At 53.1% G+C, this 26,543-nt stretch carries 18 protein-coding genes; 2 read left to right on the forward strand and 16 right to left on the reverse strand.

Annotated features, from left to right (window positions below; all coding sequences use genetic code 11):
* On the forward strand, positions 1 to 2,913 hold the full coding sequence (locus ACF8OF_RS00235) for a virulence factor SrfB (RefSeq protein WP_274371331.1): 2,913 nt from the start codon (positions 1 to 3) through the stop codon (positions 2,911 to 2,913).
* Complete coding sequence (locus ACF8OF_RS00240; protein ID WP_349467796.1) at positions 2,913 to 4,691, forward strand: virulence factor SrfC family protein; 1,779 nt, start codon at positions 2,913 to 2,915, stop codon at positions 4,689 to 4,691. The genes ACF8OF_RS00235 and ACF8OF_RS00240 overlap by 1 nt, the downstream gene beginning before the upstream one ends.
* A 266-nt stretch (positions 4,692 to 4,957) precedes the next feature.
* Here the strand turns inward: ACF8OF_RS00240 and ACF8OF_RS00245 are convergent, their stop codons facing one another.
* The 16 genes from ACF8OF_RS00245 to traU all read right to left on the reverse strand — a co-directional run bounded on the left by ACF8OF_RS00245 (position 4,958) and on the right by traU (position 26,536).
* A complete protein-coding gene (locus ACF8OF_RS00245) occupies positions 4,958 to 5,269 on the reverse strand; it encodes a helix-turn-helix domain-containing protein (RefSeq protein WP_274371329.1) in 312 nt (103 codons plus the stop codon).
* Between the two features lie 1,351 nt (positions 5,270 to 6,620).
* A complete protein-coding gene (locus ACF8OF_RS00250) occupies positions 6,621 to 7,556 on the reverse strand; it encodes a hypothetical protein (RefSeq protein WP_349467795.1) in 936 nt (311 codons plus the stop codon).
* A gap of 395 nt (positions 7,557 to 7,951) precedes the next feature.
* Complete coding sequence (gene traI, locus ACF8OF_RS00255) at positions 7,952 to 13,051, reverse strand: conjugative transfer relaxase/helicase TraI (protein ID WP_392495329.1); 5,100 nt, start codon at positions 13,049 to 13,051, stop codon at positions 7,952 to 7,954.
* Entirely contained in the window at positions 13,051 to 15,183 is a 2,133-nt protein-coding gene (gene traD / locus ACF8OF_RS00260; RefSeq protein WP_392495330.1) for a type IV conjugative transfer system coupling protein TraD, read from the reverse strand. The genes traI and traD overlap by 1 nt, the downstream gene beginning before the upstream one ends.
* 145 nt (positions 15,184 to 15,328) lie before the next feature.
* Positions 15,329 to 15,535 carry a TraR/DksA C4-type zinc finger protein gene (locus tag ACF8OF_RS00265; RefSeq protein WP_392495331.1) on the reverse strand — a complete coding sequence of 69 codons (207 nt, stop codon included), beginning with the start codon at positions 15,533 to 15,535 and terminating at the stop codon, positions 15,329 to 15,331.
* 93 nt (positions 15,536 to 15,628) lie between these two features.
* Complete coding sequence (locus ACF8OF_RS00270) at positions 15,629 to 16,366, reverse strand: hypothetical protein (RefSeq protein ID WP_392495332.1); 738 nt, start codon at positions 16,364 to 16,366, stop codon at positions 15,629 to 15,631.
* A gap of 41 nt (positions 16,367 to 16,407) precedes the next feature.
* Positions 16,408 to 16,731, reverse strand: coding sequence for a hypothetical protein (locus ACF8OF_RS00275; RefSeq protein ID WP_392495333.1), 324 nt, complete (start codon positions 16,729 to 16,731; stop codon positions 16,408 to 16,410).
* A gap of 56 nt (positions 16,732 to 16,787) precedes the next feature.
* Positions 16,788 to 19,655 carry a conjugal transfer mating-pair stabilization protein TraG gene (traG, locus tag ACF8OF_RS00280; protein WP_392495334.1) on the reverse strand — a complete coding sequence of 956 codons (2,868 nt, stop codon included), beginning with the start codon at positions 19,653 to 19,655 and terminating at the stop codon, positions 16,788 to 16,790.
* Positions 19,645 to 21,042, reverse strand: coding sequence for a conjugal transfer pilus assembly protein TraH (traH, locus tag ACF8OF_RS00285; RefSeq protein ID WP_392495335.1), 1,398 nt, complete (start codon positions 21,040 to 21,042; stop codon positions 19,645 to 19,647). The genes traG and traH overlap by 11 nt, the downstream gene beginning before the upstream one ends.
* Positions 21,035 to 21,391 carry a hypothetical protein gene (locus tag ACF8OF_RS00290; RefSeq protein WP_392495336.1) on the reverse strand — a complete coding sequence of 119 codons (357 nt, stop codon included), beginning with the start codon at positions 21,389 to 21,391 and terminating at the stop codon, positions 21,035 to 21,037. Before ACF8OF_RS00290 ends, traH begins: the two co-directional genes overlap by 8 nt.
* Positions 21,392 to 21,504: 113 nt before the next feature.
* Positions 21,505 to 22,026 carry a type-F conjugative transfer system pilin assembly thiol-disulfide isomerase TrbB gene (gene trbB, locus ACF8OF_RS00295; protein WP_392495337.1) on the reverse strand — a complete coding sequence of 174 codons (522 nt, stop codon included), beginning with the start codon at positions 22,024 to 22,026 and terminating at the stop codon, positions 21,505 to 21,507.
* Positions 22,023 to 22,307 (reverse strand): hypothetical protein, encoded by a 285-nt coding sequence (locus ACF8OF_RS00300; protein ID WP_392495338.1) that lies wholly within the window; start codon positions 22,305 to 22,307, stop codon positions 22,023 to 22,025. Before ACF8OF_RS00300 ends, trbB begins: the two co-directional genes overlap by 4 nt.
* 15 nt (positions 22,308 to 22,322) lie before the next feature.
* On the reverse strand, positions 22,323 to 23,102 hold the full coding sequence (gene traF, locus ACF8OF_RS00305) for a type-F conjugative transfer system pilin assembly protein TraF (RefSeq protein ID WP_392495339.1): 780 nt from the start codon (positions 23,100 to 23,102) through the stop codon (positions 22,323 to 22,325).
* Positions 23,099 to 24,946, reverse strand: coding sequence for a type-F conjugative transfer system mating-pair stabilization protein TraN (traN, locus tag ACF8OF_RS00310; protein WP_392495340.1), 1,848 nt, complete (start codon positions 24,944 to 24,946; stop codon positions 23,099 to 23,101). The genes traF and traN overlap by 4 nt, the downstream gene beginning before the upstream one ends.
* On the reverse strand, positions 24,939 to 25,547 hold the full coding sequence (gene trbC, locus ACF8OF_RS00315; RefSeq protein WP_392495386.1) for a type-F conjugative transfer system pilin assembly protein TrbC: 609 nt from the start codon (positions 25,545 to 25,547) through the stop codon (positions 24,939 to 24,941). Before trbC ends, traN begins: the two co-directional genes overlap by 8 nt.
* A gap of 20 nt (positions 25,548 to 25,567) precedes the next feature.
* Positions 25,568 to 26,536: a conjugal transfer pilus assembly protein TraU gene (gene traU / locus ACF8OF_RS00320; RefSeq protein WP_392495387.1), complete on the reverse strand. Its 969-nt coding sequence runs from the start codon at positions 26,534 to 26,536 to the stop codon at positions 25,568 to 25,570.
* Positions 26,537 to 26,543 lie beyond the last annotated feature (7 nt).

The following is a 26,543-nucleotide window of genomic DNA, read 5'->3' on the forward strand; positions in this document are numbered from 1 at the left end:
ATGTTAACCGACCTTATTCATTATAAACCCGATGTAACGCTGATCCGCGACAGTGGCATCCAGTTTCTCGATTTTGGCCTGTATTTGCCGGAAAACTCAGATAAAAAAGGCTATTTTGTCCGTCAGACCGCCAACGGCCCGCTCCTGCATCTTCATCACGATGAAAATGACGGAACATTTACTATCCCGTCATCACAGGGCGAAACGGCAGAGCGTGTCAGACCGGAAAGTGCCATTCTGCTAGCTGATTCACTCTCGGTATCCGAAGGTCAGTGGCTGCCAGTTCCCTGGCTCAGAGGCAAGACCGGGAATACATCCGCATCCGGTCCTGATAACTGGTCACGCATTCAGATAAACCGGCTTAACGAGCCGGACGCCGCCGGAAATAACATCCGGATAAGCATTGCGTTTGATACCCGCACACTTCATGAAAATGATGCCGACCCGCTTCTCGCCCCGGTTCAGTCTGACATCGATAACGGTATCCGTTTTTCATTCGTACGGGAAAATGATGATATCGCCGCATTCCTTGATAATACGTGGATTGACGGCTGGCTGCGTGAAGTCTTTCTGAGCTATGTTCAGCAGCATGAAGATCGTACTGAACAGGAAGTCGCATCCGCACTGAAATTATTTGAATATCAGGCTCATTATCTGAACATTCTTCATATGATGGCAGATCACCTTGCTTTGCCTGATGTTCTTTTAAGCAGCGGAACACTGTATACCCCGGCCATTCCGGTTGATCTGATTCTGGATGTCGGCAGTACCCATACCTGCGGCATGCTGGCAGAAGATCACCAACAGGAAAATGATGGTTTCCGTCAGTGTGAAGAGCTGCGTTTGCGCTCACTCAGTCAGCCGTATCTTATCAGTGATACGCTTTTTTCCAGCAGACTTGAGTTTAACGAAGCGCAGTTTGGTAAATCGCATTTTTCTCTCGAAAGCGGTCGTGAAAATGCATTTCAGTGGCCATCGATTGTCCGTCTGGGGGATGAGGCAAAACAGTTAATGCATCAGCGCGCCGGCAGTGAGGGATACAGCGGTATCTCGAGTCCGCGCCGCTATTTATGGGATTCAGCGCCGGTCAGTCAGCCATGGCGTTTCAGCGGTCGCCGGAAAGAAGCGCCGGCTATTGCCGCGCCGTCCATGCTGCTGATGAATGATGAAGGGATCCCCCTGCATACCCTGACGCCAGAGGTACGTTTACCGGTATTTACCCCGCGTTACAGCCGGGCCTCTCTGATGACATTAATGCTCAGTGAGCTGATCTCACAGGCATTAGTGCAAATGAATAATGTGGCGGCACGTCAGAAAAAAGGGCACCGCAATGCCCCGAGACAGTTACGTCATATCATTCTGACACTGCCGTCCGCAATGCCGTATGAAGAACAAAAGCATTTCTATAAGTATATGAGTGATGCCATCTCGCTGGTCTGGAAAAGCCTGTCATGGCATCCGCAGGATGCCGGATTCACCCTGCAGGAAGACAAAGCGAAGAGTTTATATCCTGTTCCCTCATTCTCATTTAACTGGGATGAAGCGTCCTGCAGCCAGTTAGTCTGGATATATAACGAAAGCCGCCGCTATGGCGGGAAAATTGATAAATTATTCGGACTGCTCGGCCGCCCGGATCGCCGGTATGACAACGGGGAAATCAAAGGCAAATCATTACGTATCGCTGCAATTGATATCGGCGGCGGAACAACGGATCTGGCGATAACCCGTTATGACCTCGACACCCAATTAAGCAGTAACATAAAAATCACACCGCAGCTGCTGTTCCGCGAGGGATTTAAATGTGCCGGGGATGATCTTCTGCTTGATATTATCCGCCGTGAAATTCTGCCTGCATTTGAAAAAGCCATCGCACAGGCCGGGGTCAGTAACAGCAGGAGCGTCATGCAACAGCTATTTCAGGCTCAGGGACGATTTGATGATCAGGGCACATTACGCCAGCAGGTCTCATTACAGCTGATCATACCGCTCGGCCATGCATTACTGAATGCGTGGGAACACGGTCGTACCGTTAATACCACATTCGGTGAATTGCTGGCGACATTACCGTCACCACACGTACTGGCATATATTGAAGAGACCGTAAGGTTATCCGGGGGGACATTAAATGTTCTGAATATTCCTCTGTACAGCGATCCTGAATCACTCAATCATGCCGCATTAACCGGTCAGCTTTCTCTTACCGGCGTGCTGAAATCGTTATGTGAAATCATTGAATATTACCGCTGTGATGTCCTTTTAATTTCAGGACAACCCGGCAGCCTCCCCGGAATACAAACGTATTTCCGCCGCCGCCAGCCGGTACCATCGGTACGCATCATCATGATGCAGAATTATCCGTTGCACAGTGATTTTCCGTTCTGCCCGAAAAAAGGCGGTGAAAACGGTAAAATTACCGCCCTGCTCGGCGCCACGATTTTTCATCTTGCAACAGATCTCCGTCTTCCCGGATTCAATATCACGCCCGGGAATATCACGTCAGATTCGACTCTCCGCTATATGGGGGTGCTCGATGAAAATAATTTACTCAGTAATGAAAACATCTGTTATCAGCAAAACGATGACGGCAGTTTTCCGCAAGTCATCGATATTCCGATCCGCGGAAATATCCGGCTGGGGTTCCGGCAGGCAGATAACCCTGAATGGCCTGCGACACCGTTATATCAGCTGACCATCTCAGATCCGAATCTGGCGAGAGAGCTTGCCGGGGGCGAAATTCTGCATGTCCGTTTGTTACGGGAAGCCGGTCATGACGTATTTACACTGAAAGACGCAACACTTCAGAGCGGAAAATCAATCACACCGGAATGTTTACGTTTATCGCTGCATACACTGACAGACAGTAATACAGCCAACCGGGAATACTGGATCGACAGCGGAAACTTATTTCAATAATGATGACTAAATTCAATACATTAATTAACCGGATACAGACTCTCCGTCCGGATAATATCTGGCTGAATAATGAAGCCGATATCCTTATCGATCGTTTACTGCGATACAAACTGAGCCTCAGTCATTCAGAAACGGTACCGGTCACTCAGGATCATATCCTTCGCAGTACCACACCGGTACCTTTCTCTGATGAGCTGATTGCGCATGTGGCAAATGATCATCAGTGCATTAATATTATGCTGGATAATATAACGCTGGATTATCAGGCAGATATATTGCCTAATCTCAGAAATACCTCTCTGGCTGTGAGGTTTACAGATTCACAGCCACAGTGTTACGGTCCTTATACACTGACATTCCTGCTGATGAGCCCTGCAGAGAAGGCCTGCCAGCTGATCACCCGTTATCCCGCCGCGATACAGGAAGAGACTCTCCGGTATAAAATAACAGAGCTGGAAGAGCGTAAATTACAAAAAGCTCAGGAGATTCTCGATCCTGCTGAGTTTTTATCCCTTATCAGTTTCCGGGAAAAATGCCAGCCCGCCTCTCTGCCGCTTTCTGCCGCCCTGATACTCCGGATAAGTGAACTCGTTCCGTTTCTCAGCAAACATGATCTGACCGACTTACTGTCATTTTTCTGGGGCGGCGATCTGTCGGCCACGACTGAGTGGCTCCGGTATCTGCAGGCTAAAAATACGGTGAAAAATGCCCGTCAGGTTATTGCGCCGTCAAGAACCGTTATTTCATCCGGTCTGATGTCAGATCCGTTAACCACAGGAGAATATCCGGCCTGTTTTGATGATATTCCGCTGTGCCCGCTGGCTGACGGCGTTCCGTTATCTGTCGTGCCATTATCACGCCAGAGCCTGTTTGAGATAAGCCGGGAAATCACACTGACTGTTGCCCACTCTTCACGCCGGGATACCGTGATTATTCCGGATGATCCTTTCTTCACGTTCAGTGATTTTTATCAGCAGCGTGATGATACTGATCTCCTGCTGCAACAGGAAAATGACGCATCACAGCTTTGCTCACACCTGGCTTTTCTGTTCCGTAATACACCGTTCAGTGAACATGACATTCATGCACTTATCCGGACATTACAAACCCGTTCTGATCGCCATGGTGAATTACTGGATGGCCTGATGATTGATGAAACGTTACTGGGCGCATTAACCTATACGTCATCACAGGATGAATCATCCGTGTTTCCGGGTACCATTTATTTCCCGGATGAAGAACCGGCAGCCGGTAAAAATAAGTCCGGCGGGTTTACGACCAAGGCCTGGCAGCTATGGGTTAACCATATCCGGAAAAAAGGCTTCAGCAAAACACTGAGAAAACGCAGCGGGCTGACAGACAACGAGCTCAGCATGCTCTGCCAGATTTTGATTCAGGCCGGTTATCAGGCAAATTTACAGGATCACCTGGCACAGACACTGGAAGGATTGGAAAATAATGCCGTTGCCGGCGTTTGCTGTGCGGCCCGGGTACTTAATGAGTTTGTCGCCTGGCTTGGCTACAGTTTTGTCCATCCGGATGAACGACCTCAGAGTAAAATGAATCCGGGAGCGCCGCTTTTTACGCCTTCATCCGCCGCCGGTGACCCTGCTTTCTTTTCTTCAGACAATACCGTTTCCGGTAATACGATCTGGTTAGGGGACTGGCTTATCGCCCTGTCACACCGAGCAGCAGAACTGCCGGAAGGATACGGATTAACAACGGCACAGCGCAGAGAAATGAACAAAATATTACCCAAAAACCTCAAAGAAAATTAAAGTGTCCGGTTACAAACAGAAATGACATAAAAAAACGGGTAAATGAGAAGTGGCTCATTTACCCGTCAGGAAGACTGGTCCGGCAGGTTTATTCGTGTTTTATATAAACAAACACATTACTTTGGTGATAAAAATAATTCAGTAATCTGTTATCTCAGTTGTCAATTGATTAAAAACAAAACAACAATGTGTTTATTTTTGCAATTAACCACTTTATGACTAGCTAATTACGATATTATATTACACCCTGATTGATATTCATTTATTCAGAGTGGATTTCCCGATTTTACACCATGGAAATAATCATCAATCATAGCTGATGTATCATTATAAAAATGATTATTTTCTAATATTCTTTCACGAAAAGGTAAATCAGAGAATAAATCATTAACGCTGCATTCAAAAACCAGGCTTATTTTATACAGCGTATCTGCACATATTTTATTAACACCACGTTCATAACGGGATAACTGCTGATGAGACAATCCTGTTTTCTCGGCAATGTCACTAATATTCATGCCATTATACTGCCTTATTTCCTTTATTCTCTTACCGACGATGGCTGATATATCATTCATATTATTTATCACATAGTTAGTTAATATTTGGATTGTTATATCGCCACGATTCTTCTGTGTTGACCTCTGTACGCAGCGGTTTTATCAATCATATCATTGGCAGATATGATGCCGGATTATGGAATAGCATCATTCTGTCATAATACACTTACTGAAAAATAGTCAAAAATGCATTGGGTCATAATTAAATATCATAAACCCCTTACCCTGCGTTATAAAAAATAACCGTAAGACCCGGGTTTAATTATTATTGAAATTTGTAATTATGTTTACCGCGTAATGGTCATACAACCGAAGGTCACCATCACAAATAATATTTGTATTCACCTTCACCACTCGTATTATGCAACCATAAAAATCAAAAAAACAGGAAATCAAACCCGAGAAAACACGAAGAAAGTGAATTTTTTTAAAAAATACAACTATGATTTATGATAACGTCAATATGCATATCTGCATCGTATAATAACCTGACAGTTATTCGCTTATATTGTGCGTTATACCACTAAATACCCGCAACCTGTTCTTCATACGTTTTCGCACAATGTCCCTCAGACACTGCCTCCTGCTATAATCTGGTGATGTATATTCCCCGCCCGCAAAACGTCTCTTTCAGATTGATGACGACTGGAACCAACTACTCATCAAACGCTGTTTTGCCTTCCCCGAATGGACTAAATAAGTCATTGAGAGCATGCTCGCCTGTGGTACCTGGCTATACTGTTCTTATGCGCGTCAGCGCATGTCAGGCGGCAAAAATTACTGAAAATATCACTATGACCGGATAGCCGCCGCAGCCCGGCAGCGCCGGTGACAGGCTGTTATAGTTCGCATACCCTCCCCCGCCCTGCATGAATATCTCAGCTGTAAAACCGTTCTGTTATTTCATATTCCCGCCTTTGGCCGCAGTTGGCCGGGCGTGCCCGGCTGTACTGCGCGTTATGCTGCGCTTGCGCAGTATTACGGGGAATAGTCCACTGAACCTGAAGCCTCACCATTCTGAGCGGCGGGAACTTAGTTCCCTGTGAGCGAAGGCATTATCTGGTGTTTATTTGATGGGTGCGCTTAAAAAAACGCGCCCAATCTCCTTTTTATTAAAAAAGGACGTTTAGTTCAGAAGCTAAGAACGAATTTAACCTGATTCACTATAGTCTGTACGAAGTTAACTGGTGCTGTTTCATATCATACGAAATTAACTGACTGTATTATGCACAATTACCGGGTGTGATAACACCGCCACGCGCTCCGCAGGTAAAAAAAGTACCTGTCCGGGACATAAAAACAGGGCATTTCAGGCAAAGAATCAGCACGAAAACCGCCGGGAAGGCGGTCAGTTCAGACAGGGACTGGATTAATGGTCAGGCAGGTTATCGAGGTAACACTGATACAGCAGCTCGCCGTGCAACGCAGGGAACTGCGATTTTATCCGCTGCTCCAGCGCACGGACAACAGCCACCGGGTTTATCTGTTTCCAGCGCTCATACAGCCGCCAGGCATCCCCCAGTGTATCGTCCTGCGGACGGGAGGCTTTCAGTTGTGCTTTCTTCTCTTTCAGCGCTTTTTCCAGGTGTTTCTTTTCGCTTTCCAGTGCCTCATCATCTCCGGTCACCAGACGGCGCAGCTTTTTCAGCAGGTTTTTCAGTGTGTGCCGGTTATCCAGTGACGCGACATTCGAGCGGCTCAGGCGCAGCACATGACGGGCATACCGTTTCTGGTATTCTTCCCGCAGCCCTTTGCGCTCCATCCAGCGCCGGAAGCGCGTGACAATGTCACGCAGTGCTGCAAGTCCAAATCCCAGCCCGGCAAAAAACTCCGGCCGCAGCCAGATGCGCATCGCCTTGTACTGTTTCGCCTCACGGTCAAAATCACGGTGGATGATTATCAGGTTAGCGGCCTCCCAGTCGTGCAGCGCGTGCAGTACCGGATCATAGCTTTTGCGGCCGTTCTCATACTGATGCAGCTGACCGCACTGCGCGGCCAGTGTTTCCACCGGACACATCACCTCAAACAGCGCCTCACTGTCCGGGTTATAGTCCGCATTGGCTATCATCGCCAGCGCCAGCGCATACCAGGTTTCCCGGCGCTCGGAACGCACAGACACCCGCTGGTTACGTTCACAGCGCAGATTATAAATATGGGGATTCCGGTTCCAGTCATGACGCGACAGTGCCGCCGAAAAACGGCGCACCGCCGCAATGGCCGGTAATTTACCTTTAAAGACAGGCAGATAATGACGGTGAATTTTATGACCGTTCACCGGGGTACGAAGTGTCAGGGAATCAGACACATTCTCCTGCGCTTATGTTGTGCCGCAGGAGTTGAATTTTTCTCGGCATAATTCTATACTCCCCATCAGGAGTTCAACAATACCCCTGATGGAATCACTCTGGACAGCCCTGTTAATCTTACCTTTCCGCCAAGTTAGATGAAGATTGCAGGGCTTTTCTTTTGGGTTCGGCGCGGTTCTTTGTGCCTACGTCCCTTTATGTCACCTTTCGGCGTGACAACCAAAAAATTCGTTAATGCCGCTTAATTTAGCACTCAGCCGCACTTCCCGCAATCTTTACGGTCATTTATCCGATTTCGGATCACGTTCTGACTGATTTGTGCCTGGAAAACAGGGTAACTGACTGAACAGTAAGGCTGGCGGTGTTTTCCGGGAACGGGCGGGATTAACCGGGGCTATTCCCCGATCTCTTTTTCTCTCACCGGCTCTCTTTCTCTGATGATGTCTTTTTCGGCCTGCTGCAGTTGTTCCGTCTGCCGCATACGGTGTAACTGTTCCTGCCGGAGAATTTCATCCAGGCTGACGGCCGCTTTCCGGTCATGCGTGTTTTCCTGTGACTGCAGACGCTGCTGTTCACGGACAATTTCCGCGTCCAGACGGGCATCCGGCGGCGTATCACGGACGGTGTCTGCTTTCTCCGGTAATGCGGCGGCTTTCAGTTCGGCCTCACGGCGCTGCTCCTCCGCTGTTTTCAGGGTTATCGGGTCATCCGCTGCCGGGACACCGGCACGTAGCATGTCCGGCACACTGAGGTCAGCCGGAAGCCCGCCGGTCAGTTTACGCATCACCGCCGCATTCACCGGCTCCTCCGGCTGCAGCCGGACAACCACACCGCTGTCCGGGGTCTGTTTAAGCTGAGCCAGCGCCTCTGTCATGCTCTCCGCAATCCGTGTCTCTCCGTTACTGCCGCGCTGCAGTACCATCCAGACGGCTTCCTCACGACCGACACGGCGCTGTTCCTGCCCTGCACCGTTCAGGTGCCCCTGTTCATTCAGCAGCACCGGCGTTATCCGCGTACCCGCCGGTCTGCCGTGCCGGTCATACACCGGCCACGCCACACCCGGCTCCGGGTATTTCTGACTGCCGTACACAAAGCGGGCGGTACTCTCTGCGGTCAGCCCCAGCTCACGGGACAGGGCACGGCCGACGGCCGTGTCCGTCAGGGGTTTTGCCCCCGCGTACAGCAGGTTACCGGTCCCGGCCGCCCGGTCACTGTCTGCCATCAGTAAATCATGCACGGTCGGACGGGCAGCATTACTGCCGGTTTTGTCCAGCCACTTTTCGAGGTTATCGCTGTACACCTGCACATGGGTTTTCATCCTGGACAGTGCCACATAGGCATTACGCCGCGAGGCCAGCGGCCGACGGCCGCCGGTCACGCCGCCGAGCACAATCACATACTCCTCACTCGCCCCCTGTGCCTTGTGCGCCGTACCCGCATAACCGTAGTCAATATGCCGGTCAGCAGGCTCCGCCGGGTTAATCCGGATACTGTCCTGCCCGTCTGTCAGCGTCAGGGTGCCGTCATCGTGTATCTGACTGACGGTGCGGGTGCTGTTGACCACCCGCCCCCGGTTACGGTCGGTGCGGGTGAATGTCACTTTCTCTCCTTCGGCCATCTCACGGGTTTCTGTCCGGAACACCTGTATGTCCCGCGAGCTGTTCTCAAAGGCAGAGAGCGGGATATCCCTGTTATCCGCATCCCGTAACATCACCACACCGTCCGCGTTGTCACGCTCCGTGACAATCAGGGTGTAATAGGTATCCCCGGCGAGGACGGTTTTGCCGTGATGCTGTGCCAGTCCGGCCACCGAGTGCAGGGACGCCGTCTGTGTTTTTTCCTGCACCAGTACCGGTATCCGGACTTTACGCACGCCCTCCCCGGCTGTCAGTGCCTCATGCACCCCGGCGTTGACCGCCGCCCTGTCCGCGTTGGTCTGTACCACTATCAGGGTTTTTTCGCGGGCTTCCGGCGTCCGGCTGCTGTAGTCACGGACAATATCGCGGATAACGCCGTCTTCTCCGGCCTGCATGACCGACTTTTCGGGGATATGCGCGTCAGGCAGACGCGGCACGATAGCCGGGGACACGTTTTCCAGCAGTGCCGCTGCCTGTTTCATCTGACCGGCAATCACCGCCTCCACCGCCGGTTTCAGTGCCGGGGTCTGGCGGACAATCTCTTTCATAATCGCCGTATCCAGTGCGGACCGGGTCTGTGTCAGTTCAAACGGCGTACCGCTGTCAATCGCCTGCAGCTGTGCGGTGTCCCCGCTCTTGACCGCACGGCCGCCCCCTGCCTCAATCACCGCCACCACTTCCGCCATGTTGCGGTTCCCAATCATGGAGCTTTCATCAATCAGGAACAGGGTATTGTCAAAGCGCGGCGTTTCCCCGTTACGCAGCTGCTGCGCGGTATCAGTCAGAAACGACTGCAGGGTCTGCGCTTTCACGCCGGTTGCCGCCATTTCCCCCGCCGCCCGGTGTGTCGGTGCCAGACCGCGGACTTCCGGCCGGGACGCTTCCGGCAGCAAATCCAGACTGCGCATCACCGCCTTAAACTGAGTGGTTTTTCCGACCCCGGCATACCCCTGGACGGCGATAAACCGGTCGGTACTCTCCAGAATTAATCGTGTGGCCGCCTGCTGCCCCGGGGTCAGTCCGGCCAGCATGGCCTCCGGCACGCGCTCAAAAAACGGCTGCTGTGTGCCCTTACCCTGCAGGATGGCGCGGATAATCTGCTTTTCCGATTCCCACGCGGCAGCCGTCACATACTCATTTTTCCCCGACCCCGGCACCGGGATCAGTTCACCGGTCGCCGCCATTCTGGCGGTCTGCAGGCGGATGCTTTCCGCCGTCAGGGACGGGTGCAGCGGCAGCGTTTTTGCCACCACATCGGTGACAGAGAACATCACCTGATTTTCCTGCGTTAACACAATGCCCTGCCGCACCGCTTTCTCCGGCACTGACCACAGACGCGCTGCCGCCTGTCTGACGGAGGTATCCGGGCTTTGCGGGTCAGTGCCGAGTCGGGCGGCCACAGTCTGATAGTGCGGCGAACGGGCGAGGCGGCGGTCTGTTTCGGTGTTGTCCAGCGGGGTGAACAGTTCCACTTTCTCCCCGCTGCGGGCAACGGTGTTAAAAAAATCGGCCCGGGTGTCGCGGACTGACGCGGCGGCCAGCACCACCTGATTATCCGGCAGGGATTGTCCCGGCGTGGTCACATAAGCGTAATCCGCTTTGAGACCGGCCGTGAGCGGCAGCGTCACCCGGCGGCCGCGATGCGCTGCCGTCAGGGTGCTGTCCGTCACTGCGGTGACGGTCAGGGTGTCACCGGCGGCCATCCGCCCGTGTTTTGCCAGCAGGGTCAGTGTTTCTCCTGCCGCAATGGCTTTCTGTGCCGGATGAAACAATGACCAGCTGCTGTCAAGTTTCGTCACCTTTATCACCTGAGACTGTCCCCGGCGGTCTTTCAGCGTCACACTCCGCGTGGCCGGTGTCACCCGGGAGACGGTAAAACGCTCCGCGCTTTTTTTACCGTCCTGCCACTGCTCCAGTACCATCCCCTCCCGGTACTGACTGATGTCCCGGCGGGTTTTGCTGTCTGACCACACCGGTGTCAGCAGCGTGACACTGACCGGACTGCCGTGTAATACGCCCTGCGCGGTGAGTTCCGCCCTGACCGCGTCCGTCAGTGCCGCCCGTTCGCGGGTGCCCGTCACCTGTACCGTGACCGGCACCCCCTCCCGGCGCAGTGCCTGATAGCGGGCAGCCATGGCGGCATAACGCTGCGGCTTGTCCCCGATACTGTGTATCTCTGTCTGTACCGGCGGTTTCCCGGCGGCCGCAAACCGGACAACCCCGGCGTCCTCCAGGGTGCGCAGCGCGTTCCCGGTGCCTTTGCGACCGGCACTGTCGAGCAGCAGTATCTGGGTATTGGTCTCTTTTGCCTGCGCAAACAGCTGTACCGTCTCTTTCAGTGACCAGGTTTCCGCGCCGGTGACAATCACGGTGCCGTTCACCGGCAGCGCGGGTTTTTCTGTCCAGCGGCGTTTGTCTGTGCTCAGGGTGCCGCTGACCGGCTGCGGGGTGTGTTTACTGTCCGCCTCAATCACCAGAACAGTCCGTCCCTGCTGCAGGGCGACGGCGGCGGTTTCCGCCAGCCGGTCACGCTGCATCTGCCGGTTGCCCCGGCTGTCAATCACGGCCGCGTTCGGCAGGGTGTCTGCCAGTTTTTGTGCGGTGCCGGTGAAGACGGTTTCCGGCACCCGGAACACCGGGGTGCGGTTTTCTGTCCGCACCTCTGCGGCCAGCTGCTGCAGGGTCAGCTCATCCGTCAGGTGGGCGGCGGAGGTAAACAGCCCTTTCTGTTCGTCCAGCGGTATTAGCTGACGCTGTTCAATGGCCCGGTCAATGGCATTTCTTACCACCGTGATGATACCGGGGCTGGCATCCAGTCCGCTTAACGTCTTTGCCAGCACCGCGCTGTAGGTCATACTGACCTGCCGCTCACTGAGCGCGTTCACCGCCTCTGTCAGCGCGGCATCCGCCGCTTTCTGCAGTGCTGCCGGTAACGGCGGCGGGGTGAGACTGTCCTGCTCACGGGATTGCGCGGCCGTATTAAACCGGCCGCGTTCCTCACTGCCGAAGCCGTTTTTGTCCAGCCGGTCATACCACTCCGTCAGCAGTTCCGCTTTGTCCGGTGTCCGTTTGGCCTGCCGGGTATCCAGCGCGGCCACATCCCGGGATTTCAGGGAAGCGTCATGCCCTGCCGCGTCCAGAATCTGCTGCCGCCGCAGCGAAAACGGGGCGACCGGCACGCCTTCAATTTCCCATAATCCGTTTTTACCGGTTTCCTGTGTCCGGTAGCCGAGTGATTCCACCTGTCTGCGCAGTTCATGGCGGTAGATTTGTCCCAGCGCAACCTGGGAGGCATAAACCGCCTCCGTAAAACCGCTTTTGTGCCGGGTGTCACTGGAGAGTGTCCGCCACTGCTCCTCATGTGCTGTCATGTTCATCACCAGCGCGTGGGTGTGCAGCTGCGGGTCAAGTTCGCGGGAGGTATCATGGTTAAACGCGGCAATCACCAGATTGCCGGTCATGGCCGGTGCCGACGTCCCGTCTTTCATCACCCGCGTGGAGGCCAGTGTCTCCGTCTCTTTCAGGGCGGCGGTCACCGCCGCATTGTGCGCGGAAATCATCCGTTCATCCCCGAGCACCACCGCCAGAACCGACACACTCTTCGGTGCGGAAAAGGTCAGGTCATGCCCCTGCCGGTGGGTGTTTTTCCCGTTTTCCATCCGTTCCAGACTGCTGCCCTCCGGCAGACGCCCGGCCAGTATCTCGCGCAGCTGTTCTTTGCTGACCTCCCCGGTCAGCCCCAGCGCTTCCGCGCCTTTCCCCAGCCAGCGGGATCCGGCATGACCAAGAAAGTAATAGTTATCCTGTGCGGTATAGTAGTTTTCGGCATTTTTGGCTATCGGTGCGACACTCAGCATTACCACACCTCCGGCTCATGTTCGTCATGATCATCCGGCTCCGCCCTGCGGTGAACCGCGATATTTTTCTCCTCCTGATGCAGGGCGCTGTAGTTCTCATACATCGCGGCCCGGGTCTCCGCATCCGGCTCGTCTGTCCCCGGATAAACAATCTCACCGGTGGCGGTGTCTACCATTAAGTCCGGCTCGTCATGCTCCCGGCCGCCGGTCACGGCGGAGTCAGTCTGTGCGGTGTTTTCAGCAGTGACCGTTGTTACCTGTGTTGTCACGGACGGAACAGCGGCAGAAACCACCGGTGCCGGGGTGCCGCTGCCGTCCAGAAGACGCTGCAGCCGGGGATCATCCTGCTCTCCGGCGTCCAGCCGGGCGGTGATGTCCTGCTCAAGGCTGTCATTGAGTGCCCGTTCAGTAAATTCGGCAGCGACCGGCCGGATTTTTTCATAGGTCATTTTCATTCTGACCACAGGATAATCCCCCGGCAGGGTGACATAACATTCCAGATCCGGCAGTTTCTGGATATCGGAATAACTCACCAGGGTCTTGTCGTCCTCCTGCTTGGAGAACGACACCCCGTCACGCACCGTGTCCGCGCCGTAGCTGTACTGTTCGTTAAAGAGTTTTGCCCGCTTCTGCCCCAGCTGGTCACGCACCCACATAGCCACATTCTGGTCAGGGGAGCGGAAAAAGAACCGTGTGTTGAGCAAATCCATCATCGCATCGGCATAATCCTCCCCGTAGGTGAAGTCCAGCTGCGGCTTGTTCTGGAATCCCAGCACAAAACAGCCGCCGAACTTACGGGCTTCGGACAGCACCTGCGGTAATTCGGGGAGTTTGTGCAGGGAGGCCAGCTCGTCATAGATAAACCAGATACGCCGTTCCGGATTCTCGTTCATTTCCAGCACACAGTTGGCCGCCTGTGCCAGCCACATCGAGATCAGGGGTTTTAACGATTCGTGCTGCCGGGCATTACTGGTGATCCACAGCCAGCCGTGCGGTTTTTTCGGTTCATTGGCCTGCTTCATCCACTCACGGATGGCAAACGGGGCTTTGCCGTTGCGCTCAATCCCCTGCAGGTAGCGCAGTGCCTTGACGTAGTTGGTCAGCACGCCCCGGATGGAAATCGCCGTTTTCTCGACCTTCTCCTCCATCAGGTTGCTGGCCTCGGTTCCGGCCACATACTCCCGCAGCGCCTTTAAATCGATGGCCAGCAGGGTGCGCAGCAGTTTGTTGTAAGAACGTTCCGGGTCGTTTCTCAGCTTTGCTGCCACCGCCGTGAAGATGGTCCGGGCAGATCCTGTCCAGAACGGATCTTCTCTGGTGCCCTGCGGGATAAGGGTATTGGACATGCTGTCAAAATCGGGGGTTATCAGGCATTCGCGCCACAGATCCCAGTTCTCACAGCGCGCATCCAGCGGATTGAGTAATTTGTCGCGGTTTTCATTAAAGTGCTTTTTAACCAGGGAACAGCCTTTGTCGAAGATGATCACCATATCGCCGCGCTCACGCAGCTGCAGCAGCAGTTTGTTGATGGTATTGGATTTACCGGAGCCGGGCGTGCCGTGCATCAGCATGTTTTTGACTTCGCTGTTGAGAATGAGCGGCAGCTTATCAATCCGGATGGGGGACGCCTCACGGCGGCGCTGCATCTGACGGGCAACGGCACTGACATCCTCTGTCAGCTCACGGCCGCCGGTTGTCTCGTCTCTGGCCTGCTTTTCGCCCAGCCGGTGCAGCAGGGTATAGACCACAAACGCCAGCAGTAACACCAGAACAGAAGACCAGAACAGGGATAACCAGAGTTCCTGCAGAAAAATATCCCCGGCGTAGGTCATGTACGGGTCTTTTAAGATATTCGCTGACGTGAAGTGGTACACCGTTCCGTCAAAATTAAAATCATAAACCGGTGACACCCGGTATAAGGCTTTTTCACCCGGCGACATAAAATATAACCACCAGTAAAGGCCGCCGTTTTTAATTTCCTGCAGCGGGACTTTCAGATAAAAAATAACCGGGGTCAGAATCAGGTAAAATAATATCAGGTAAAATGAAATCCGTTTATTCACCTGCATAAACATCCCGAGCATATAGCCGAATACCTGCCCGCCCTGGGTAATATGTTTTGTTGAACTCATAATGTTATCACTCTGAGATTAAAAGAAGAGAAACATGATGCGGATAAAAAATAACGACATGTGGTATCACACCGGCATGAATACAGCGTCATTAAAACAGAAAAATAAATTTATAACGGAGAGATAAAATAAATGATAAAAAGGATCACCCGGTGCCGGTTCGTTCACGGTGTTCTGCACAGAAAACACAATACCGCACACCCGGCAGTGCCCGTCGGCGGACAGCCGGAATCACCTCACCGCAGCCGGTGCAGTATTCCGCGCTTTCCCCCTGATACTGTGTTCGTTTATTTAAATGCAGAGACAACAAAAAATCGCTCTCAGCCTGAGAGATATCAGCTTCATCGGCCATAATAATAACTCCTGAGACGGGACAGTCTGTTGCCCCGTAAAATTTATTATCCGGGGAAACGGACTGTTAACAAACGAAGTGCGTTAGTATTGATTATTCACAAAGCATCCACCCTTGAGGGGATTCCCAGATTATTTTTCCTTTAACATCATCAAAGTATGTGTTTTTATTACCATGTCTGGAATATCGCACTAAAATTTTCTTATTATCTTTCTTTTCAATATTACCAAAATAATATATTCTCTCATCAGGAGATTGCCATGAATTACTATAAACTTCATCAATCTTACAGATTGCATCTCCAATATCAGCCTTTAAAACTCGCTCTGGTGTTCCTGCCAACAGAGTATTATAGAAAGTTAATCTTTCATCATTATTTTTTCCCTCCAATGCTATTTCTGTTTCTCTTTCTTGTTTTGTTTTATATCCTTTCTCTCTTATATAGCTTAACCATACCTGATTTGAAGATTTATATTTTTCTAAAACCACTCCCTGCTGATACCCCCATAAGGGACTTCCATTTTTTATACACCAATAATGATTATTTCCATCATATATCAATTCACCACCTTCATCTTTGCACTCATCAGAAAAATAATTATGCAAATCACAACGTGATTGATAATAAAACTCCAGAATTCCAGTGTTTTTTTCATAGTACTCTCCGTTTTTTATTATCCCTAACGATTGAAAACAGTTAGAATCCGCAATAAAAGCACTGGTTTTATAAGATAATGTATTTTTATACTCCCTCTTGTTATTCATTGTAACCGATGAACAGCCTACAAGAGAAAATATAAAAAAAAAGAAAACATATTTTTTAATTCTCATTACCCACCCTATTTTAAAAAATCAATAGACGTTTGCTCCTATTAACCATCAATAAGAACAGCATCACCATATGCAATAATAAAAGCATTATTCCATCCATCACCACCAGACTGAAAGAGGAATGTTTTATACCTAAAATTTATAATTGCATTACCGCCAACACTATTAGCTTTTTTTATTAACTCGTCCTGTATTAAATTATCATCTCCATCGTAAGCACCACAAAAACGATGAGAAATACTAGCCTTTATCATGCCTAAATTAGTGATTATTTTTCGTTGTGGAATTACCGAAGAGGTAAAACAGACCGTAGAATGAGAAGAAAATACATTTTCTATTTTTTTATTTTTAGAAAATATTCCCATATTTATTAGTTCCTTATAAAAATTCCGAGTCAGTTTATATACAACCTAGATAAATATTAATACTTTCTGGGTTGCCTGAAACTTTGTTCTCTTAATAATTTTTCCCGTTCCTGTTGATCTCGTTCCTGGACTTCAGGATTCAGTTTCTGCTCATTTTTGGCCTGATTAAAATTCCCAGTGTGACGTACCTGCTGTACCTGATTTTCCGTCACGGCGACCACTTTCTGAGTATCAAGAGATTGTTTTTCTCCCGCCACCTTATCACGGTTATCACGGATATGCCGTTCAGTTTCAGACTGCTGCTCCGCCACTTTACCAGGAATATCCCGCCGGATATTTGCATCATCACTCATTTTTTCAATTTTTCTCTTGTTCTCCGCAAAACTTGTCGCCGGATCTGCCGATACTGAACCAATACCGGTGTCAGCAACGTCCGGTTCACTGACTTTCGCTTTATTCGCCGCATGTTCCGACTCCAGCTGAGGAACTATCCGCTCTTCCGCAAACGACTTCGCCAGCGCGTCACGCTCGCGGGCAACGTCCGGGGATGCGGTATCACTCAGAATACGGTCTGCACTGTCCGGTGCTTTCTCCATCACATAGTTCACAAACTGCTGGTCAAAGTTACTGTCAATCTGCGCGCTGTGACTTTTCGCCAGCGAGGCCATCTCGCTGTATTCCTGACTGCGTGTCCGGCTGGTCATATACTGGTCGTAACTGTTCTGGCTGACTGACAGGGTGGCCGCAAACTGGTTAATATCAGAATTGGCGGTATTATCGTTCTGACTGGTGCCGTGGCTAATCCTTTCACTCTCCAGCACATCCCAGCCTTCCCGGAAGTCTTTCTGCGCCTGGACATTCTGCCCGTAATGGTAATCGGTATTCCGGCTGCCGCCCTCCTGGGTGCCTTTTGTGACGCTGTCACGATCAGATTTATTAGTATCTATATAAATTTCACCACCCGCTTTAACTCCGAATACTGCAGGGGTATTGCCACCAACACTTCCTTTAATACCTGCCGTATACCCGCTGCTCACCTGATTGTTCATCAGCATTTCATAGGCTTCACGTTTGGAGATCCCCTGGTTTTTCGCAACCGTACTCACCGCATTCTGCATTTTCGCCACTGCCTGTGACTGGTTCGCGGTCATACCGGAATCCGTGCCCGAGGACAGTGTCGCACTGTTACCCGTCTGCGCGGAGAACTGACTCAGCTGATTCCAGCCGCTGTTCACACTGCTCTGGTAACCGTGCTGGGCGGAGGACGCCTGAACATCTGCCCGACGAGCCATATCCTGCAGCGTGCTGGCCGTGACATTCGAGCCTTTGATGGACACCGGCAGACGGGACATGGCGGTTGAACTGTCATACACCATCTGCCCCCCAGCCGTCTGTGTTACCGAGGCACCACTGGCAAGCTGCTGCGTGGTCTGCCCCTCACGGTGCGAATAGTTGGTATCCCATTTGTTCCCGGAGACATTGTCCGTCTGCATATTATTAAATGCCCATGTCCCGTCCGCCGCCTGGGATGATGACGCAGTGGCGGAGCTGTTAATCGCCGTGCCGAGGTAGTTACCGGCCTGCGAGACCACTGACCCCATGCCTTTCACAATACCGTAAGCGATAAACGGAATGGACAGGGTCAGCCAGCCCGCGACCAGCCCGATATCACTGTGCATTTCCTGTATAGACGCCAGATTGGCGAGGTTAAACTCCGTGCCGCCGGTTTTGCCGCGCAGGTAAAAGGTGGCGGCACTGTTGAGAATGGCAAACATCGGCGGCCATGACTGAAGATAGATAATGCTGAAAATGTAGTTTTTCAGCATCCCGATGGTCAGCGCGTGAATTGTCGCCAGTAAAATGGTGATCGGAAATAACGCAAAAATCAGCGCCAGCAGGATCGTGTTCATCAGCGGCAGAAATTTCACCCCGATGGAGCCGGAGGTCGCCCAGCTTAACCGCATTTTGTTATACGACGATGAGGATGAGAGATTCACCAGACTGGCCGTGTCACCGCTTTGTGCGCTGTAGGCACTGATACCGTTGCGCAGTGCATTCATCACCACCGAGGTACGCATCAGCTGACCGGCGGTCTGTCCGCCCTGATAATAATAATTGTAGCTGTCACCGAGCAGCGTGGCATACAGCACATCCGCGTTAGGAGCCCCGCCGAACAGGCGGCGGACGGTATATTCCCAGGTCGCTCCGCCGGTTGTGGTGTCGATCCCCAGCTTCGGCATCAGCACATTTTTCGCCAGCATCTCACATGTCCAAAATCCCTCCTGCTGTGCCTCACTGTTGCCGTACGGCACCATCACCCCGCGCAGCGGACTCGGCTGCCGGAATATCAGGGTATACGGATCCCGGCTGTTCATCAGTTCCTGGAAAGAATATTTGTGATTGAGCAGAATATCCCCTATCACACAGTTTTTGACATACATCCCCATCAGTTCCGCGAGGTCGCCGTTCACCGTCATCACATCGCTGACATGACCGACCAGATCCGCCCCGTACAGCATCCCGGTTTTGCTGTACATCAGGGAGTCCGGCAGATGGAACAGACGTTCATAGATTTCGGTGATATCCGTACCGATACTGGTGATAAACTTCGCCGGAACAGCCAGCCCCAGCGGCACATTATCGACACGGTACACGCCGGTCGGGTCGCTGCGGTCAATAATCTGCACGGAACGTTTCGGAATCAGCAGCACACTGGTGATCAGAATGATGAACGCGACAAATTTCACCAGTTCTTTCGGGTCATGCGACCGCATATAGACCGCCAGCGCACTCATCCCGGAAATCAGCATCACTATCCGCATCATGGAATCCCACGCGGAAGTGCCGACCATCGTTGCCACACCGTTGAAAATCTGTGCCATGTAGGCACCGCCTGCCATCACATAGACTGTATCAACCGCCATTGCCGTTACTCCCTTTCGGTTCCGGTGAGACAATGTTAAACCGGTAATTCTGCTGAAAACGCTCCTGAAGCTGGCTTGAGGTCTGCTGGCGCAGATAGCTCATCTGCCTGTCCAGATCCATCAGCACATTGGATTTCACCTCCACTGTTTGCTGCAGGGACTCCAGCTGGCGGGTTGCCTCCGCAATATTGTCCCGTAACGATTTCATCGACTCTTCCGGAAAGTTCCTGCTGTTCATCTGCATTCTGGCCTGGTCAACCAGCTCCTGCAGATACTGGAACAAAATGTCATAGGCAATATAGTCAGACAGTGCCGGTAATATGGGCGCATTGATATTCAGCTGCATCGGGTCAACGAGATAACGCAGGATGGGGATCGATGTACTCTGGATAAAGCCTTTTTCCTGCGAAGACAGCGCGGTATCGGACTGCAGTTTTCCCTGGATAGTCTGAATATTCTTTTTCACCATCCGGTTCAGACCATTTGACTCGCTGACGGTGATAGTTTTGGTGCGGGTTTCCAGACAGTCACCTGTGGACACACACCCGATGATTTCGATCTGTCCGCCGTACATCAGGGCTTTGATTAAGTCCTGCCGGTTGGCTTTCGGGATAATAAACTGCACATCCCCGTCTTTTTTACCGAAAATAATGGTGCCGGTGAGGTTCATCACCAGTTCTTTCAGCTCATCATTCCCGCTGAGCATGTTGTTTTTTTTCAGCACCTCCCACATCAGGTTTTTGTTGCGCATCACCTGGTCTTTCATGTTGTCGGGTGCCCTGTCAAATGCGCCGTCCATTTTCCCTCCGACCGTACAACCCTGACGGGAAGCCGCCCAGTCCGCGAACATATTGGTTTCCCCGGCAATGTCCTGACAGATTTTCTGGCTCTGGACGGAGTTGGTCGGCCACAGGCCGCCGATAATGCCCTGCGCTGCCTGACAGGAGGAAATATTGGTACTGTTGATGTCCGAGGCCATTTTCTGCAGGAAATCTTTGGCCTGTTTCAGCTCCGGAACAGTGGTCTGCAGGGCGAGATCAAACAAATATCCGGCGGCATTGGTCATCAGCTGCTGCACAAACTGGGTCAGCTGTTCGCTGTTGAGGTAGGAGAATGACCCGAGATAGGCATCAATGCCGCCGCAGCCGGCATTGAGGGACGGCGGGGTAAAGGAGACCACCTGTAACTGTTTCACCTGGTTGCGCAGAAAGATATTGCCCCCGGTGGCATACCCGGCGGCCTGTCCCTGCCATGCAGCGGCACCGGTGACGTTACTGTCAAATCCCAGCTTATTGAAAAACTTATTCATATCACCGTTCACATCCGCTGCCGCCGCGCCGGAGAACAGAAAACCGGCCAGTAACAGGGAAAGCACCTGTTTATTCATGACTTTCCCCCCGGCGGATGATTTTACGGAGCAGAACGGGCAGACCAGAAATCGTGATATCAACAGCCTGTATAACAACGCTGTTCAACAGAGCCACGAACAGATGTCCGGCTGCTAATCCTGCAAATGTCAGCGGTATGACGTACATCAGCACATTCAGCATATCTTTTATCCGTATCTCATTTTCAGGCACAGGAATGTCATTACCCGGCCAGGCCGTATAAAACAATGCGGTCAGTAAGCACCAGACAACAACCGCTGCTGTCAGGAATATAAATGAACGATCCAGCACATCATGTAACCGTTTCTGATAATCAGGGTGCACAACAGTGACAGGTGATTTTTTCATCTGTATTTCTCCGGGCGGACAACCGCCGCTGATAATGTCAGGAAGTTCCGGGATGCAGGCCCGGTACGGAAAGTGAAGAGAGCCGGTGCGGCAACAGAACGCTACCGGCCGGATTACTGTGCAGCCGCGAGTGTCCGGTGCAGCCGGTTTTCAATCTCCGGCAGCGGGGTTAATCCCTGTGCCAGTGGCGCGGTTTTCAGGGTGTTGACCTCGACCAGAAACAGGGTCGGCGTCATCACCGGTATTCCGCTGCCGAAAAAGGTCTGCACCACGGTCGGGGGTGCCGGTATCGCATCCGGGAAAGACGGGTCGCCCTGCCCGTTCAGGCTGTAGACAAACACCGTAAATCCGCGCATCTCCGCCCACTGTTTCAGCCGCGGGTCAAACTGACGGCAGTAAATACACTCTGACTGCATAAACAGCACCAGCGTGTAATCATTCAGGTTGACCGTCCGCCCGTCCGGCAGGGCATACGGACGCGGTGCCGGGGCACGGCGCAGCGGGGCGGGCGCGGTGACAGTGTCACCGCCACGGGTTTTCTGCCCTTTGGCCGCCTCCAGGGCGGCGATGTCCTCCAGAGTGCCTGCGGTTGCCGGTAAACAGAGAAAAAACAGCAGAATACACAGACGTTTCATGCCGATTTCCCCGCTGCCGATTTGCCGCTGACAAATTTTTTCCAGGCATTGAGTCCGCTGTAAATCAGGCCGGTCAGACTGAACGCCGCGCCGGTCACAAAGATAAACACCGTGCCGCTGTCGCGGATAAAATCCGCCGGAATCCCGCTGCCGTCCGGCAGCATACGGTTATTCAGCATCATGTCGGCCAGCACGTAAAACAGCAGGGACGCGGCCAGTAGCGCCCCGCCTGCAAACAGGAAAATATTTTCAAGCAGGGTGGTCAGAGTCAGTTTTTTCATCGGTAAATCATTCTGTTAATCAGCGGCAAAATCGGTCGCTATCTCAAGAAAACGGCGGGACAGCGCGTCCTGCGTCATAAAACCGAACGCCAGCGGCTGGTAGTGTTCAGTGGCGGGATCAACCAGATAGAGTGCCGGAAAATGACTGACACCCATTGCGGCGGCCTGTCCGCTGTCTGTCCGGGTGCCGGGCAGCGCGTCACTGCGTGCCCCGTCCATGCTGACCGGAATCAGGCTGATCCCGTTATCCTGCGCAAACTGCGCGACCACGGTGCTCATCCGGTTATCAACCGGCTCACGGCCCCGGTAAAACAGAAATAACCCGTAACGGCCGGACAGGTCGCGGACAGCCTGCTCCTCTTTCTCCCGGGCGGCCGCCAGCTGCAGCGGCACGGTGCTGTTGTAGTGGCTGTGTTCGAGGTTGTAATCCAGTGCGGGGTAATACAGCAGGGCTTTGCGGGCTGACCGCTCAAATTCGGCGGACTTCGTCAGCCAGTAACGCTGCAGGGACAGAAACCGGGCGGCATTTTCCGCACTCGGCACCATGATGGCGGTGTCCAGTGCCTCCTGCGTCATCTTCTGCATCACTTTTTTCTGCACGGCCGCAGATAGCGAGGACAGCGGGACTGTGTCCTGCGGCGGCGGTTCACTCTCATCGTCCTCCTCCGGCTGCGGTTCGTTATACCAGTGCCAGCCGGTCAGCGGGTCGTCCACATAAGTGTGTGTCTGCGGCTGCACCGCACCGGCAACGGCGGCACACAGACACAGCAGGGTCATCAGTGCGGGTTTTCTCATGGCCGTGTCCCCCGCTGCACATGGCTGCTGATTTGTTCTTTCACACGGTCAATCAGTTCCTGATCTGCCGGAATATCCGTACCGCTTTCCATATCCTCATAGAAATCCGCGAAATTCAGCCGGTCAAAATCAATGGCCTGCAGCTCATCAATGGTTATTCCCCGGCAGTCCGGATTGTTGCCGCTGCCGAAACCGATCCCCAGCTGCCAGCTCCGCCCCTGCTCCTGGACAATTTTGGCAAGCTTGCTGTCAAACACGCAGTAGCCTTCCTTCTTCTGCAGGCAGACGCCCAGTACCTTATTGGAGCAGTACGTACCGACATACACCGCCAGTTTGCGGTCTTTTGCTTTGCCGATGGCTTTTTCCTCACTGTCGCATCCGGCAAGCCCGGTATCATTACCCCAGCCGCTGTTTTTACAGCAGTTACTGAACCCGGCGGCGGCTTTGCGGCAGGACTGCCCCTGCCCGGTAAAGGCACGGATATTCATCTCATCGTTGAGTGCCGCCACGTCCTCCCCGGCGGCGGCCACTGCCGCCAGGGCGGAGACCGCGTGCTGAAAATCATTCACCCCGCCGCTGTTAATCTGGTCACATTCCCCGCTGGTGCAGACCAGATCCATACCGCATAACTGCCCGGCGGCACTGACTTTTTTCTCACAGGAAAAAACCGCCTGTTCGCGCAGACAGGCGGCACCGGATTGTTCAGTACAGGTGGTTTTTGCCAGGGTGCAGGCCGGATCTTTCATCAGCGCATCACAGGATCCGTTATCGGCCGCCTGGGAAATATAGCTGTCGGTATACTGCCAGCAGTCACTGTACACAGGATATTTTTTACCGCCGTACTCCACGGTTTTGGTACCGCCCGCCTCCGTACACTGAGTGGATAACTTCACTTCCTGCGATTTGTCGAACGGGCAGTGTTCCACCCATTCGATGTACGGCTCAACCGTCTTCACCTTAACCGTGACCACCATGACCAGCGTCAGGGTGGCGGATTTTTCCTGTGTAAACTGACGGTACATGCCTTCGATGAGTGCCCCGTTACAGTTGGTATTATCCGCCGGACAGCCGCGCAGACTTTTTACCGTCTCCCCTTCTTTCAGGGCATAGCCCGGCGCATTATTCAGGGTAAACCGGGCGGTGTTGGTCATCAGCACCGGACTGTTCAGCAGGGTCAGCCGGGTATTCCAGAGATAACGGTTACCGCCGACCCACACATCCAGTACCGCACTCTGAACAGTCCCGGTCACCGGGGATACAAATGCGGTATCAATACCGTTTCCGCCGTACGAATAGGTGAACCTGTCCGGGGGTATGGTGATACGTTGTGTTTCCCACGCATCCGCCGCTTTCCAGGCAATTTTCGCCGTCCGGGTGCAGGCCAGCGCTGCCGCCGGTGACCGCTCACAGTAACGGGTGGTGATATCAGTTTTATCCAGGGTCACGTCTTTGCACGGCACATCGGTGCCGCCGGTGATGGTCTCCGCATTGTCCCGGACAGTCAGTCCGTTACTGATAAACGGGGCATCCAAATCCGGTCTGTCCGGCGGACGGTTTTTAATGACATCAATAACGGTGTTTCCGGCCTCCGTGTTATGCAGCGCATCCGCCCCGGCGCTCTCCAGACCGGAGGCCGCACCGGCCTGCACACCGCCGTAATAGCCGCTTTCCGGCGGATTGGCGGTATACCCGGGGATCATTTCCTCCGGTTTCATAGTCTGTATCGCACCGGTGCCCTGCCCTTTCTGCTCACGGGCAAAGCGGGACCCGGCATCGTAATCACTCTGAGCACCGGCAAAACCGGCGAACAGACATAACAGCAGCACCGTATTCCGGTTAATCATCGCGGTTCTCCTTATTCAGCAGCCGTTTCGCCGTGTCCGCACATTCACCGTCACGGGCGACTGCTTCCAGCGCACTACCGATTTTCAGGTTGCCGTAGACCACGTCATACTGCTCCCCGCAGCGGACAACCAGCGCGGGCACCTGACGGATCCCGAAACGGTCAAATGCGGTCGGATCAATCTGTACACCGCTGTGTTCATTCTCTTTGGTCAGCCGGAAGACAGCGGCGGCGGTTTTGCGGAAATCATTGTCAATAAGCCCGTTAATCACGGACGGTATCCCGAATCCGGCCGCTTCCGGGATCATCAGTTTCAGGCCGTCTTCCGGCACGGAGAACGAAATCAGGTACAGCGCGTCTGACTGAGTGCGCGGCTGTGATGCCTGACTGTCCTGCTGACGGCGTTGCTGCAGCTGTGCCAGCCACGCCGCGTCAGTCTCACTGAGTTCACCCTGCGCGGCTGTTTCCGAGAGCGCGGGCGGTGCCTCGCGCAGTGACTGACTTTTGTCGCGCAGCGACTCAATAAACTGCTGCTGTTCCTGCACCGTTCCGGCGGCAGCCGCAAAGGCCGTCAGCCCGGTGAGTAACAGCGTTAATATCATTTTTTTCACGGGATTATCCCTCACAGAAAAACACAGTTGCGTTTGCGCCAGATAAGGTAGCCGAAGTTTTTGCGGCTGGCCGGAGAGGCGTGCCCGGCCTGCCAGTGCATGACTGACCGGCCGAACGGGTGACACATGGCCGTGTCCGGATACATATTCACCATCTGATAGCGGTAACGGTCTTTCGGCATAACCGGGGACGGGTATTCATAGCAGACGGCGGTATTCTGACCGGTGCTGTTCATGATCATGCCCTGCCGGTGCAGTTTGAACGCCATCCGCTCCGACAGCAGGACGGAAGATGCCTGCGGGCTGAACTCATTGGAGGTATAACCGGTAAAGGGATACATGCTGCCCTGGGAACCGGCACACCAGAACAGGGCATTGAGCGGTTTGTTAAAGGCACTGGCAATGGCATCCGCCGCACAGGCACCCTGAGCGATGGGATTGGCAAAGACAAAGGCTTCCGGGGCTATCACCGAGGACAACGAGCTGTCCTCCCACATCGGGTCAAGTTCGGACAGATAGCCGATATCCATATCCCCGGCCTGCAGACACCCGGCGGAGGTGATGATATTGAGCCAGTAGGTCAGCGGGTATTTGTACCAGTGGACATGATAAAACGCCCCCGGCGCCTCTTTATCGCTCTGACCGGCTGTGCCGCCGCCCATTTTGCCGATATTGAGGTTAAATCCGCCGAGATTGACCATGCAGTACGGGGAACGGGTCACATCGGTGAGCGCAAACGGCTCCCAGTAGCCGATCGCCAGCCCGATACGGTACAAAATCCCCAGCTGGCAAATCTGGATCGGCATGGACGGGTTTTCGGTATCCGGGGCAATGCCCGGGAACACCGGCACGTTACCGATGGTCATCGGGAACAGACAGTTCCAGCAGATATCGGTGATCGGGTTGACGAATTTTCCGTCACACGCCGGGTCAGCTTTCACCGGGGCGGTGAGGAAAAACACCGCAAAACCAAGCGCAATCCATCCT

Origin of the sequence: Morganella sp. TYF_1, from assembly GCF_043105645.1 — a bacterium.
GTDB classification, from domain to species: Bacteria; Pseudomonadota; Gammaproteobacteria; order Enterobacterales; family Enterobacteriaceae; genus Morganella; species Morganella morganii_B.